The 13,374-nt window shown below is 67.5% G+C and carries 14 protein-coding genes; 3 read left to right on the plus strand and 11 right to left on the minus strand.

What is annotated here, in order from left to right; translation table 11 throughout:
- Positions 1–181: 181 nt before the first annotated feature.
- The 8 genes from ACLB90_RS01465 to ACLB90_RS01500 form a co-directional block, all read right to left on the minus strand.
- A complete protein-coding gene (locus ACLB90_RS01465; RefSeq protein WP_411851291.1) occupies positions 182–2,548 on the minus strand; it encodes a Tex family protein in 2,367 nt (788 codons plus the stop codon).
- A gap of 134 nt (positions 2,549–2,682) precedes the next feature.
- Complete coding sequence (locus ACLB90_RS01470; RefSeq protein ID WP_411851292.1) at positions 2,683–2,898, minus strand: hypothetical protein; 216 nt, start codon at positions 2,896–2,898, stop codon at positions 2,683–2,685.
- A 171-nt stretch (positions 2,899–3,069) separates the two neighbouring features.
- Positions 3,070–3,510, minus strand: a complete 441-nt coding sequence (locus ACLB90_RS01475) for a hypothetical protein (protein ID WP_017356978.1) — start codon at positions 3,508–3,510, stop codon at positions 3,070–3,072.
- Positions 3,507–3,710 carry a PspC domain-containing protein gene (locus tag ACLB90_RS01480; protein WP_411851293.1) on the minus strand — a complete coding sequence of 68 codons (204 nt, stop codon included), beginning with the start codon at positions 3,708–3,710 and terminating at the stop codon, positions 3,507–3,509. The genes ACLB90_RS01475 and ACLB90_RS01480 overlap by 4 nt, the downstream gene beginning before the upstream one ends.
- A 75-nt stretch (positions 3,711–3,785) precedes the next feature.
- Positions 3,786–4,157, minus strand: coding sequence for a DUF5329 domain-containing protein (locus ACLB90_RS01485; RefSeq protein WP_411851294.1), 372 nt, complete (start codon positions 4,155–4,157; stop codon positions 3,786–3,788).
- Positions 4,154–5,218: a class III poly(R)-hydroxyalkanoic acid synthase subunit PhaC gene (locus ACLB90_RS01490; protein WP_411851295.1), complete on the minus strand. Its 1,065-nt coding sequence runs from the start codon at positions 5,216–5,218 to the stop codon at positions 4,154–4,156. The genes ACLB90_RS01485 and ACLB90_RS01490 overlap by 4 nt, the downstream gene beginning before the upstream one ends.
- Positions 5,215–6,312 carry a class III poly(R)-hydroxyalkanoic acid synthase subunit PhaE gene (phaE, locus tag ACLB90_RS01495; RefSeq protein WP_411851296.1) on the minus strand — a complete coding sequence of 366 codons (1,098 nt, stop codon included), beginning with the start codon at positions 6,310–6,312 and terminating at the stop codon, positions 5,215–5,217. Before phaE ends, ACLB90_RS01490 begins: the two co-directional genes overlap by 4 nt.
- Before the next feature lie 46 nt (positions 6,313–6,358).
- Entirely contained in the window at positions 6,359–6,973 is a 615-nt protein-coding gene (locus ACLB90_RS01500; protein ID WP_411851297.1) for a CDP-alcohol phosphatidyltransferase family protein, read from the minus strand.
- A gap of 277 nt (positions 6,974–7,250) precedes the next feature.
- On the opposite strand from ACLB90_RS01500, the gene ACLB90_RS01505 reads away from it, so the two are divergent.
- Positions 7,251–7,931, plus strand: coding sequence for a class I SAM-dependent methyltransferase (locus tag ACLB90_RS01505; RefSeq protein WP_411851298.1), 681 nt, complete (start codon positions 7,251–7,253; stop codon positions 7,929–7,931).
- Positions 7,932–7,991: 60 nt separating this feature from the next.
- On the opposite strand, the gene ACLB90_RS01510 is transcribed toward ACLB90_RS01505, so the two are convergent.
- From ACLB90_RS01510 to ACLB90_RS01520, 3 genes are all read right to left on the minus strand, one after another.
- A complete protein-coding gene (locus tag ACLB90_RS01510; protein WP_411851299.1) occupies positions 7,992–8,480 on the minus strand; it encodes an NUDIX hydrolase in 489 nt (162 codons plus the stop codon).
- Positions 8,481–8,538: 58 nt separating this feature from the next.
- Positions 8,539–9,051 carry a DUF1249 domain-containing protein gene (locus ACLB90_RS01515; RefSeq protein ID WP_411851300.1) on the minus strand — a complete coding sequence of 171 codons (513 nt, stop codon included), beginning with the start codon at positions 9,049–9,051 and terminating at the stop codon, positions 8,539–8,541.
- Positions 9,052–9,151: 100 nt separating this feature from the next.
- The gene (locus ACLB90_RS01520; RefSeq protein WP_411851301.1) at positions 9,152–9,973 is read right to left on the minus strand and encodes a pyruvate, water dikinase regulatory protein; all 822 of its coding nucleotides are present in this window, start codon (positions 9,971–9,973) and stop codon (positions 9,152–9,154) included.
- A gap of 144 nt (positions 9,974–10,117) precedes the next feature.
- On the opposite strand from ACLB90_RS01520, the gene ppsA reads away from it, so the two are divergent.
- Together ppsA and ACLB90_RS01530 are read left to right on the plus strand one after the other, a co-directional pair.
- Positions 10,118–12,496, plus strand: a complete 2,379-nt coding sequence (gene ppsA, locus ACLB90_RS01525) for a phosphoenolpyruvate synthase (protein WP_411851302.1) — start codon at positions 10,118–10,120, stop codon at positions 12,494–12,496.
- Between the two features lie 154 nt (positions 12,497–12,650).
- Positions 12,651–13,124 carry an REP-associated tyrosine transposase gene (locus tag ACLB90_RS01530; protein WP_411851303.1) on the plus strand — a complete coding sequence of 158 codons (474 nt, stop codon included), beginning with the start codon at positions 12,651–12,653 and terminating at the stop codon, positions 13,122–13,124.
- Positions 13,125–13,374 lie beyond the last annotated feature (250 nt).

Below are 13,374 nucleotides of genomic sequence, written 5' to 3' on the forward strand. Positions count from 1 at the left end.
CGGAGTCAAACCAGAAGTACCCCGCCACACCGGCCGCCCCCGTCCGCCCCCGCGCTGCCATCCGGCGCAGCCCGGCAGTGGCCGGCAGCAGGCAAAAACAGGGCTGCGCGGCCGCGATGCCGCCCTGCACGGGCGGCTGATGGGCGGGGCGGCACCGCGACCGGCGCCGCCCCGCGGACCCTCAACCGCCGCGTTTTGCGCGGGCGAAGGCGTCTGCCAGGGCATTGTTGGCCGGCGGCGCGGCGCTGCCGGGGCGCGGGCCGGACGGGCCGCCACGGCCGCCCGGGCGCGGACCACCCCCGTCACGGCGGGCGCCGCCGGCCGGACGCGCATCGCGTTCGCCGGGGGCCTTGGCCGGTGCCGGGGTGTCGTCCAGGCGACGGGTCAGCGCGATCCGCTTGCGGGCCACATCGACCTCCAGCACCTTCACCTTGACGATGTCGCCGGCCTTGACCACATCGCGCGGGTCCTTGACATAGGTGTCCGACAGCGCCGAGATGTGGATCAGCCCATCCTGGTGCACGCCGATGTCCACGAACGCACCGAAGGCGGCCACGTTGCTCACCACGCCTTCCAGAATCATGCCGACCTTGAGGTCCTTCAGCTCTTCCACGCCGTCGGCAAACCGCGCGGCCTTGAACTCGGGGCGCGGGTCGCGGCCGGGCTTTTCCAGTTCCTTGAGGATGTCGCGCACGGTCGGCACACCGAAGGTCTCATCGGTGAACTGCTCGGGCTTCAACCCGCGCAGGAAACCGCCATCGCCGATCAGCGCCTTGATCGGGCGCGCGGTGGCGGCCACGATGCGCTCGACCACCGGATAGGCTTCCGGGTGCACCGACGAGGCATCCAGCGGCTGGTCGCCATCGGCGATGCGCAGGAATCCGGCGCACTGCTCGAAGGTCTTGTCGCCCAGTCGCGGCACCTTGAGCAGGTCCTTGCGGCGCTTGAACGGACCATTGTCGTCGCGGTGGCGCACGATGTTCTCGGCCACGGTGGACGACAGGCCGGACACCCGCGACAGGAGCGCCGCCGAAGCCGTGTTGACCTCCACGCCGACCGCGTTGACGCAGTCCTCCACCCGCGCATCCAGCGCGCGCGCCAGGCGGTACTGGTCCACGTCATGCTGGTACTGGCCCACGCCGATCGCCTTGGGTTCGATCTTGACCAGTTCGGCCAGCGGGTCCTGCAGTCGGCGCGCGATGGACACCGCACCACGGATCGACACGTCGAGGTCGGGGAACTCCCTGGCCGCGAATTCGGAGGCCGAATACACCGACGCACCCGCCTCGCTGACCACGATCTTCTGCAGACGGGTATCGCCCAGCGCCTTGATGACGTCACCGGCCAGTTTGTCGGTTTCGCGGCTGGCGGTACCGTTGCCGATCGCGATCAGTTCCACGTTGTGCTTGATGCACAGCTGCCGGATCGTGTGCAGCGACTGGTCCCACTGGCGACGCGGCTCGTGCGGATAGATGGTATCGGTGGCGACCAGCTTGCCGGTGGCGTCGACCACGGCGATCTTGCACCCGGTACGGATGCCCGGGTCCAGCCCAAGCACGGTCTTCGGGCCGGCCGGTGCTGCCAGCAGCAGATCCTTGAGGTTGTCGCCGAACACCGAAATCGCTTCGGCCTCGGCCTTCTCGCGCGCCTGGTTGAACAGGTCCAGCAGCAGGTGCATGTGCAGCTTGGCACGCCAGGTCAGGCGGCAGGCGTCGAGCAGCCAGCGGTCGCCCGGGCGCCCGGCATCGCGGATACCGGCGTTGTGTGCCACGCGACCCTCGGCGTACTGGTGCCCGGTCTCGGCATCAGTGCCCGGATCCAGTTCGAGGAACAGGATCTCCTCGCGGCGCGCACGGAACAACGCCAGCAGGCGATGGGACGGGATCTTCGCCAGCGACTCGGCGTGTTCGAAATAATCGCGGTACTTGGCGCCCTGCTCTTCCTTGCCCTCGGCCACGCGGGCGCGGATCACGCCGTGCTCGCCGAGCCAGTTGCGCAGTTCGCCCACCAGCGCCGCATCTTCGCCCCAGCGCTCCATCAGGATCGCGCGGGCGCCTTCCAGGGCCGCCTTGACGTCGGCCACGCCCTTGTCGGAATCGACAAACGTGGCGCCGAACACCTGCGGGTCCAGGGTCGGATCGGCCAACAGGCCATCGGCCAGCGGTTCCAGCCCGGCCTCGCGCGCGATCTGCGCACGGGTGCGGCGCTTGGGCTTGTAAGGCAGGTACAGATCTTCCAGCCGCGACTTGGTATCGGCACCGAGGATCTCCAGGCGCAGTTCGTCGCTGAGCTTGCCCTGTTCATCGATGCTGGCCAGCACGGCCGCGCGGCGGTCTTCCAGCTCGCGCAGGTAGGTCAGGCGCGTTTCGAGGTTGCGCAGCTGGGTGTCGTCCAGGCCACCGGTGACTTCCTTGCGGTAGCGGGCAATGAACGGAACGCTGGCGCCTTCGTCCAACAGGGCGATGGCGGCACGCGCCTGGGCAGGCTGGGCACCGATTTCGTCGGCGATGGTCTGGGCGATCTGCTGGGCGAGCTTGATGTCAGGCATTGCTTCCGGCCGGAGCCGCTTTGCGGAAAACCCGATTGTGGCAATGCACGGCGGCGGGGGAAACCCGTTGACAGCCGCCGCCTAACCTGTCGCCGACGCGCAGCGGGTGGGTGCCGGCCAGTGGCCGGCACGCCTCAGCGGTAATGCTGCGCCGCGCGCACCTTCACCGATTCGTCCAGCAGCGATTCCAACGCCATCACCCGCACCTTGCCCACGCCCTGCAGTTCCATGAACCGCTCGGTGTAGATCTCCGGCCCCTCGGCCGTTTCGGCGCGGGATTTGCTGAAGCCGTGGGGCACCAGGCCCTTGTCGCCATCCTTGCTACCACCGACATAAAGAACAATTGCCATGTGATGTACTCCTCCAAAAAGCATCGTGCATGTCCAACAGCGTGCAGCTTACCGCGCCGAACCTGACTGATACGTCATTCAGCGTAATAACCTTTGTTTGCATGCAGATGACGTCGCGTTACCGACGTTTTACTTACATGGATTTAACGTCCCGCTAACACGGCGCGCCACTCACGGCCACCAGCCGCGCCCGGTCATCGCGTACACGTCGGCGGCCCGTTCGAAGGGATTGCGCGCGCTGACGCCGCCGCACAGCAGGTATACCGGCAGGTACAACGGGCCCAGCACCATGTACTGGTAGACATGCGCACGCTCGTGGTCGTGCAGCCCGATCACCGGCTCGGTGCAGTGGCCGGCCTGGTGCGCATAGGTACGGCACGGCACGTCCAGCACCGGGCCGGTGTGCAGAATGACGTTGCCCAGGGTGATCGCCCCGCCCGGCCCCCACGGCCAGTCACGGAACACCACCGCGCGGTCGCGTGCATTCCACGACGGACGCGCGCCCGCCACCATGCCGAGCAGGCCACCGAGCAGACCGATCAGGGTGTTGGGCGCGGTCCAGAGCGCGCCCAGCCCCTGCAGGACGCGCAGCGCCAGCGGCGGCAGGATCAATCGGCCTCGTTGGGGATCAGCAGCCACAGGATGAGGTACACCAGGATGCCGGGGAAGGCGGCCGAGGCCAGCGACACCACCACGAACACGATCCGCAGCAGCGTCGGGCTCCAGCCGAAGCGGTGCGCGATGCCGCCCATGACGCCCGCGATCATGCGGTCGTTGAGCGAGCGCGACAGCGTGCGGGGCGTGGCGTTCATGGCAGGCTCCTCCAGCGGTGTAAGGGGAATGCTAGCGCGGGCCGGTGTGTATGCGGCGCATTCGGCACCCGATGGTCAGCCGCCGCGCAGCGCCTTGAGCCGCGCGCCGAACCACGCGGCGGCGGTCTGCTCGGGCTGGCCCGGGCAGGCGATCCGGTACGGCTTGCCGCTCATGCTGCTCTGGCTGGCGGCCCGTTCGATGAACTGCTCGGCCGTATCCACCTTGTCCTTCCTGAGCAGGTAGTCGTACTTGCGCTGCAGGTGCGCGCGCGCCTCGGCTGCGTCATGCCAGCTGCCGTTGCGCTGGAAGCGACACGACGAACCGTCGAGTGCCCCGATCAGCGCGGTGATCTCGCGGCGTGCCGTCTCGTTGGGCGCGGCCGCGAGATCGCCGGCCGCGGCAAGCAGTGCCACCACCAGTGCCATCGTCCATCGGGAGTGGGTCATGTCCGTTCCTTCAGCCAGTGCGAGATAGTTGCCGGCACTTCGCGCTGGGCACGCCCGGAAACGTAGATGCCGATGTGCCCGCCGCGGAAACTGCTCTCGGTGTAGTCGCTGCTGCCGATCCGGCCGCGCATCGCGCGTGACGCGTCTGGCGGCACCAGGTGATCCTGTTCGGCGTAGATGTTGAGTACCGGCAGAGTCACATGGCGCAGGTCGACATGCTCCTCGCCGATGCGCACGCCGTCGTGCATCAGGCCGTTGCCCTGGTAGAACTGCTTGATGAAGTCGCGGAAGGCTTCGCCGGCCAGGTCGGGCGAATCGAAGATCCACTTCTCCATGCGCAGGAAGTCTTCCAGTGCCGCCTTGTCGTCCAGGATGTCGAGCAGCCCGACGTACTTCTGCACGTTGAGCCGGAACGGCTTGAGCATCAGGTAGCTGGCATTCATCAGGTCCGCCGGAATGTTGCCCAGCGTATCCACCAGCAGGTCCACGTCCACATGCCGCGCCCAGTGCGACAGCATGTTGTCGGCGGTCTGGAAATCCACCGGCGTGACCATCGTGACCAGGTTGGCCAGCTTCTGCTGGCGCAGTGCCGCGTAGCACAGCGCGAACACGCCACCCTGGCAGATGCCGAGCATGTTGATCGGGGCGCCGGACTGCGCGCGAAGGTGGTCCACCGCACCGTCCACGAAGCGCAGCAGGTAGTCCTCCAGCGTCTGGTAGCGCTCGGAGCGGTCCGGGTAGCCCCAATCCAGTACATAGACGTCGTGACCCAGCGCCAGCAGCTTCTGCACCAGCGAGCGATCGGCCTGCAGATCCACCATGTACGGCCGGTTGACCAGCGCATACACAATCAGCAGCGGGGTCCGGTGCACCGGCGCCGCGGTGCCGATGAAGCGGTACAGCGCGACCTTGCCATCGCGCCAGACCTCTTCGCGCGCGGTGACGCCGTAATCCACGTCCTCCACCAGCGGCAGCAGCTTCAGCCCGTCCATCAGCTTGCGCTGCATGGCCAGGGTTTCCTGCAGCAGGTCCTCGGCGTTGAATCCCAACGGCCCCTTCATGGGCTGCGTTTCCGCCGCGCGGGCGCAGCCGGAGCGGCAGCCTTGGCGGGTTTGGCTGTACGGGTCGCCTTGGTCGCCTTGGTGGCCTTGGCCGGTTTGGCCGGTTTGGCCGGTTTGGCCGGTCGTTCCGGCGTGGCGGTCGCAGGCTTGGCGGGCTTGCGCGCCGGGCGGGATGCTGCAGCGCCCGCGTTCGCCTTCGCCGCCGGCGCCGGCTGCATCATCCGCCGCACCAGCCGCTCCAGTTCCGCGATCCGGCGATGCGCGGCATCCATTTCGGTCCGCGTGGGCAGGCCCAGATTCTCGGCCACGCGCTCGATCTCGTGCTGGGTGGCCGCGCGCAGGCGCATCTGCGCATTGCCCAGGGCCGCATACACCTGCTGGAAGGGCTCGGACAGCGCGACCTTGGCGTAGGCCTCCTCGGCCGCCTCGATCCACAGATCGAACATCGCCCGCGCACTGGTGAGCTGGTTGCCCGGCTGTTCGTGCTCCGCCAGCCGCTGCTCGAACAGCGCAAACGCATCGTCCAGCGCCTGCTTGATCTGGTCCACGTAGGCGCTGGAGTGCGTCTGGTACTCCTGCTGCGCGCGCAACAGCGCCTGCCAGCGCGCCTGGTGTTCGCGGCCGGGGCCGAACGCGGGGCTCTGCAGCCACGGCCCCAGATCGCGCTGCAGCGACTCCAGCAGCTTGAGCAGGTCCGGGCCGTCGGCACGGGTCTGCCCACGCGCGGCCTGCAGCATCCACTGCAGCAGGCCATCGCCCTGCCCTTCCACCGCCGCGCGCCAGGCCTGGGCCACATCGACGCTGCTGGCATCGCGGCCGGCGAACTGCGCGGCCACCTGCTGCATGGTTCCGTACCAGCCGCCGGCCTGCTCGCGGAAACGGCGCACGGCGTCGTCTGCCGGACCGCTGCCGGCGTTGGGCATCATCTGCGCCCACGCGTCGATCGCCTGCTGCCAACCGCCGGCTTGACCGGGAGCATGGCTGTCACCAGGGGCCCCCGCAGCGTGCCGCAGGGCGTCGCCCCAGGCACCGAAGTACTGGCGCGCGAGCGCCTCGATATCGCCCGCGTTGCCGCCGCGACCGGCCGTACTCATCGGCGCGCCCCGGACATCGGGACGTACGAAAGGGGCACGATCCGGCTCATGGCTTGGGAATGCGCAGGGTCTTGCTGATCATCAGCGAACCGGACAGGGCGAACAGCAGCACCATCGGGTGCAGCTGCCACGGCCCCAGCTGCCAGCGGCCCAGCCACAGGTCCGGCCCGATCGCTCCCATGCTGGCCGCGATCGCCAGCACCACCACCAGCGCCAGGCTGGTCGGAATCGGCGTGCCTTCAAAGTACGGCACCTTGTCGCCATCGCCCGCCAGCGATTCGGCGGTGACGTTGTAGCGCGCCAGGCGGCTCACCCCGCAGCACACGAAGTAGCTCAGCACCAGCCAGTCCCAGCCCCCCTGCATGCCGCAGGCATAGGCCAGCGCGGCCGGGGCCACGCCAAAGGAGATGATGTCCGACAGCGAATCCAGCTCGCGGCCCAGCGTGGAACTGGACTTGCGCCAGCGCGCGATGCGGCCGTCCAGGGCATCGAAAATGAACGCCAACGGGATCAGCGCCATGCCGAACAGCAGATAGCGGTGCTCGCCGTCCTGCAGGAAGCGCATCGCCGCAAACACCGCACCGGTGCCACAGAACGCGTTGGCCAGGGTGAACCAGTCGGCCAGCTGGAATTCGCGCAGCATCGAGAAGTGACGTTTCATGGGGTATCGGTTGACGGCAATCGCAAGAGAGTACCGCGAGCGGCCCGAACCGGGACAGAGCCTGCGCCCGCCCTTGCCACCGTCCTCACCGGGCGACGACGTGCGGTGAATTTTTGGCCACCCATCTTGACAGCCAAGGTGGGCGGGGGCTGACGGCGCTTATCCACAAACTTGCGCACCAGTCATCCACACCCCCTGTGGACAAGTCCTGCGCTGCAGGGCGGCATGCCCCTGCTTCACGGGACGGGGTATCCTGCTGGGTGGACTCGCCACCGCCATGTCCTGCCCGCCCGCCGCGACAGGAGTCACGCGCTTGCTTTCCCCCGAACACCTCGCCGCACAACTGCGGCACCCGCATGGCGAACACGCCCTGGCGATCGCCGATTCGATGAACCGCAGCAACGGCGCGCTCAACCGGGCCGCAATCGCCCTGTTGGCCGTCGGCCCCGGCGAACGGGTGCTGGAGATCGGCCCCGGCAACGCCGCCTTCGCCGGCGACCTGCTGCACGCCGCAGGCAGCCGCTATCTCGGGATCGAGGTCTCCAGCGACATGGTGGACGCCGCGCAGGCCCGGCTGCACGCCGCCCAGCTCCATGACCGCGCCGAGGTGCGCCTGGGCGACGCACATGCCCTGGCACTGCCCGATGGGTGCCTGGACGCGGCGCTGGCGGTCAACACGCTGTACTTCTGGGACGACCTGCGCACGCCGCTGGAGGAACTGGCGCGGGTGCTGCGCCCCGGCGCGCGGTTGTGCCTGGCCTTCGGCGATGCGGCGTTCATGCGTACCCTGCCCTTCACCGCCCACGGCTTCCATCTGCATGAGCTGGCGGACGTGGAGCTGGCCCTGCGCAGCGCCGGCCTGCGGGTCTGTGGCTGGCGCAGCCACCGCGAGACCGGCATCAGCAACGATGGCCGCCAGATCGACAAGCATTTCCACCTGCTGCTCGCACGTCGGTAGTGCCGGCCGCTGGCCGGCATTCGCACCCCGCACTGCCGGCCGCCGGCCGGCACGCTGCCCTTACAGGCGGGTATACGACCAGGACTGCATCGCCCCGTCCCGATAGGGCATCACGCCGTGGAAGGCGCGCGGGTCCTGGTCGAACACCAGCGGCAGGAACTGGCGGTCGCCTTCCCACAACGGCAGGTCTTCAAGCTTGTCCACGTCCACCCATTCCAGCGTGCCTTCCGGGTTGGCGGTCAGCGGGGTGCCGGTGTAGTCCTCGATCACGAACACGAAGCCGAACCAGTCCTCGCCATGCTTGCCGAAACCGGGCCAGCTGATGGTGCCGCGCATGCGCATGGTGCCGCATTCGATGCCCGCTTCCTCGCGGATTTCGCGACGCATGCCGGCGGCGACATCCTCGTCGCGCTCGACCTTGCCACCCAGGCCGTTGTACTTGCCCAGATGCTGATCGCCGGGGCGGGCGTTGCGATGGATCATCAGCGCTTGCTTGCCGTCTGCTGACAGCACGTAGCCGAGGGTGGCCACGATCGGGGTATAGGGCATCTCACACACGCTCGGGTTGCAGAGCCCGATTATGCGGGATCGCCCCCGGTCGCGTCGCTTACGGCACCGCGCTGGCGCGCCGGGCATCGCGCGCCGGTGCTGCGGCATCCCCGTCGCGATGCAGCGTGGCCACGCCGTGCCCGCGCTCGGCCAGGTACTCCAGCCACTTGCCCAGGAAGGTGTTCATCCGCATGCGGTGGCTGATCAGCTCGGCCGGCGGCGGGTACATGCCCATCACGTCCTGCCAGCGGCGGCCGACGTAGCAATGGGTGGTCTCGGCCTGGCGGGCGTCACGATACAGGCGCACATAGGCCGACGGGTCCGGCTGGCCGGTCACCGGGTCGGCGAAGTCGTAGGTCAGCCGCAGTTCGACGGTGTAACGGTGGCATTCGATGACATCCAGGCGCACGTCCAGCCCATCGCCGATCGAGGACACGTAACTGCCGGGCACCAGCTCGGCCGGTGCGAACAGGCGCACCAGGTGCTGATAGTTTTCTGCGTACAACCCCATCAGCCAGCTCAGGCGGCTGAGCCGGGGGATGCGTTCCAGTCGGGGCGATGCCTGGGCCATGTCTCGATCCTACACGTTGATCCTCCAACGTGGGGGCGGGGGTGCCCCGGCCAAAGGGGCGGGCCGCACCCCGTTCACGCCCCCTGCCCGGCACGCCGGGTCAGTACATTTCCCGCTGCAGCCCCAGGGTGCCCAGCACCTTGCTCGAGATTTCCTCGATGGAGGTGTGGGTGGTGCTCAGGGTCGGAATCCGCTCCATCCGGAACATCGTCTCCGCAGCCGCCACTTCGCGGCGGCAGGTGTCCAGGTTGGCGTAGCGCGAATTCGGGCGGCGCTCCTGGCGGATCTGCTGCAGGCGGTCCGGGTCGATGGTCAGGCCGAACAGCTTTTTGCGGTACGGGCGCAGCCGCGGCGGCAGCCGGTCCTGCTCCAGATCCTCGTCGGTCAACGGGTAGTTGGCCGCGCGCACCCCGTAATGCAGCGCCAGGTAGATGCAGGTGGGGGTCTTGCCGGCCCGCGACACCGCCACCAGGATCACGTCGGCATCGTCGTAGTTGATGGCGATGCCGTCGTCGTGGGTCAGCGCGAAGTTCATCGCATTGATGCGGCGGTGGTAGGTTTCGAAGTCCACCATGCCGTGCGCCTGGCCGACCCGGGAATGGCGGTTGACGGCCAGTTCACGCTCCAGTGGCTCGATGAAGGGCGCGAACACGTCCAGCATCAGCCCGCCGCTTTCGGCCAGGATCACGCTCAGCCCGCTGTCCACGCAGGAGCTGACCACGATCGGCCGGACCTGGTAGCGCTCGCCGGCCGCGCGGATCCGTTCACAGGCTTCCCGGGCCTTTTCGGGGTCGTCGACGAAGGACATGCGGTCGGTAATGAAGCTGAACCCGGAGAACTGGGTCAGCAGGCTATGTCCAATGGTTTCAGCGGTGATACCGGTTCCATCGGACACGTAGAACACCGGACGGATCGTCGACATGCGCCTTTTACCCCCTCTGAAGCCTAAAAAGGCCGTCGATACAAGCTTGTGCCGACGGCGGTCTGCCCGGCATCATATCGGCTTCTTCCTACGGACGTGGCCATTCCAGCCCGCCTCGGGCGATGGCCAAACGGAGCATCGCGCTTGAACGAGAATATCCTGTGGTTGCACGAACTGCGCCTGGCCGACCTGGCCCGCGTAGGCGGCAAGAATTCGTCGCTTGGCGAAATGATCGGCAACCTTGCCGGTCTGGGGGTGTCTGTCCCCGGCGGTTACGCAACCACCGCTGAAGCCTTCAAGGACTTCATCGCGCACAACGATCTGTCCAAGCGCATTTTCGACAAGCTGGCCACGCTGGACGTGGAAGATGTCGCCGCGCTGACCGCCGCCGGCAAGGAAATCCGCGGCTGGGTGATCGATGCGCCGCTGCAGCCGCAGCTGGACCAGGACATCCGCAGCGCCTACAAGCAGTTGTGCGATGAGAACGGCGGCGGCGATGTGGCCGTTGCGGTGCGCTCCTCGGCCACCGCCGAAGACCTGCCCGATGCCTCCTTCGCCGGCCAGCAGGAGACCTTCCTCAACGTGACCGGTGCCGACGACGTCGTGCTCAAGGTCAAGGAAGTGTTCGCCTCGCTGTACAACGACCGCGCCATCGCCTACCGCGTCCACCACGGGTTCAAGCACGAAGACGTGTTCCTGTCCTCCGGCGTGCAGCTGATGGTGCGCTCGGGCGTGGGCTCGTCCGGCGTGCTGTTCACCCTGGACACCGAATCCGGTTTCCGCGACGTGGTGTTCGTGACCTCCAGCTTCGGCCTCGGCGAAATGGTCGTGCAGGGTGCGGTCAACCCCGACGAGTTCTACGTCTACAAGCCCACGCTCAACGCCGGCAAGCCGGCGATCCTGCGCCGCTCGCTGGGCAGCAAGGCGATCCGCATGGTGTATTCGGATGTCCCCGGTGAGCGCGTGCGCATCGAAGACACCCCGGTCGAGATCCGCAACACCTTCTCGATCAGCGACGAGGACGTGCAGGAACTGTCCAAGCAGGCGCTGATCATCGAAAAGCATTACGGCCGCCCGATGGATATCGAGTGGGCCAAGGACGGCGTGAGCGGCAAGCTGTTCATCGTGCAGGCACGCCCGGAAACGGTGAAGTCGCGTGGCCACGCCACCCAGATCGAACGTTTCGCGCTGAACCAGAAGGACGGCAAGGTGCTCGCCGAAGGCCGCGCCGTGGGTGCCAAGATCGGCGCCGGTGTCGCGCGCGTGGTGAAGTCGCTGGACGACATGGCCCGCGTGCAGCCCGGCGACGTGCTGATCGCCGACATGACCGACCCCGATTGGGAGCCGGTGATGAAGCGCGCTTCGGCGATTGTCACCAACCGTGGTGGCCGCACCTGCCACGCCGCGATCATCGCGCGTGAGCTGGGCGTGCCGGCCGTGGTCGGTTCGGGCAACGCCACCCAGGTCATCCAGGATGGCCAGGAAGTGACCGTCAGCTGTGCCGAGGGCGATACCGGCTTCATCTACGAGGGCATTCTCGAGTTCGAGCGCACCACCACGGACCTGGGCAACATGCCGCCGGCGCCGCTGAAGATCATGATGAACGTGGCCAACCCGGAACGTGCCTTCGACTTCGGCCAGCTGCCGAACGCCGGCATCGGCCTGGCCCGCCTGGAGATGATCATCGCCAGCCACATCGGCATCCATCCGAACGCGCTGCTGGAATACGACCGCCAGGATGCGGCGACGAAGAAGAGGATCGACGAGAAGATCGCCGGCTACGCCGACCCGGTCAGCTTCTACGTGAATCGCCTCGCCGAGGGCATCGCCACCCTGACCGCCTCGGTGGCACCGAACCCGGTGATCGTGCGCCTGTCGGACTTCAAGTCCAACGAGTACGCCAACCTGATCGGCGGCAGCAACTACGAGCCGCACGAAGAAAACCCGATGATCGGCTTCCGCGGCGCCAGCCGTTACGTCGACCCGAGCTTCTCGGCGGCGTTCGCGCTGGAATGCAAGGCCGTGCTGCGCGTGCGCAACGAGATGGGCCTGGACAACCTGTGGGTCATGATTCCGTTCGTGCGCACCCTGGAAGAAGGCCGCAAGGTCGTCGAGGTGCTGGAACAGAACGGCCTGAAGCAGGGCGAGAACGGCCTGAAGATCATCATGATGTGCGAAGTGCCGTCCAACGCACTGCTCGCCGATGAGTTCCTGGAGATCTTCGACGGCTTCTCGATCGGCTCCAACGACCTGACCCAGCTCACCCTGGGCCTGGACCGTGACTCCTCGATCGTCGCCCACCTGTTCGACGAACGTAACCCGGCCGTGAAGAAGCTGCTGTCGATGGCGATCAAGTCGGCGCGCGCCAAGGGCAAGTACGTTGGCATCTGCGGCCAGGGGCCGTCGGATCATCCGGATCTGGCCGAATGGCTGATGCAGGAAGGCATCGAGTCGGTGTCGCTGAATCCGGACACCGTGGTCGACACCTGGCTGCGTCTGGCCAAGTTGAAGGCCAAGGGCTGATCGAGCCGTACCGGTAGAACACAAAACCCCGCGCAAGCGGGGTTTTGTTTTATGGGCCGGTGCGACCGTTGCTGGACGTGCCTGGCCGTTCTCCGACCCGCCGTGCAGCTGTCGCCCGATAGCCCTGCCCCGCAGCGACGGCCACAGTGCAGTCATGCCAAGCCCCCGCCTCCACCTCGGCCGCTGGTCCAGCGTCGGCAGCATGTATGCGCTGACCTCCATCACCGACGCGCGTGCGGCGTTGTTCGTGCAACCGGTTCTGGCCGTGCTGGTCGAGCAGGTGTTGCGCAACCTCGCCTGGGTGATCATGCCCGACCATGTCCACTGGCTGATGCAGCTCCGCCGGGGAACGCTCGGGGAGTGCATGCAGCGCGTCAAATCCCGCAGCAGTCTGCTCATCAACCGGCAGCTCGGGCGCAGCGGGCGCCTCTGGCAGTCCGGCTATTTCGACCACGCGCTGCGCCGGGACGATGACCTGCGCCGACACGCCACCTACATGCTCGCCAATCCGATCCGTGCGGGCATGACCCGGAACATTGGCGAGTACCCTTTCGCCTGGTGCCGGTGGCCGATGGAGGACCTTCCTTGCAGCGCCGGGTCATCCGGGGCCGGAACGGAGAGCAGCTGACCAACGGTCAGCTCTACCGGCGAGGCGGCGAGGTGGCGTTGCGGCCGGCGTCCGGTCACGGCATGACCCCGTACCATTACGGCCCACATTTCCGCTTCGCATGGCCCCGTGCCATTGCGGCCCACATTCCCGCATCGCCTGGCCCCCACCGGTAGAGCCGACCGTTGGTCGGCTGCCGCGCGCACGCGCGGCGAAGGCGATGCGGTCCTGGCGGGTACTGCGGGGACGGAACGGAGAGCAGCTGACCAAC

Source organism: Stenotrophomonas sp. LGBM10 (assembly GCF_046736075.1).
Lineage (GTDB): Bacteria > Pseudomonadota > Gammaproteobacteria > Xanthomonadales > Xanthomonadaceae > Stenotrophomonas.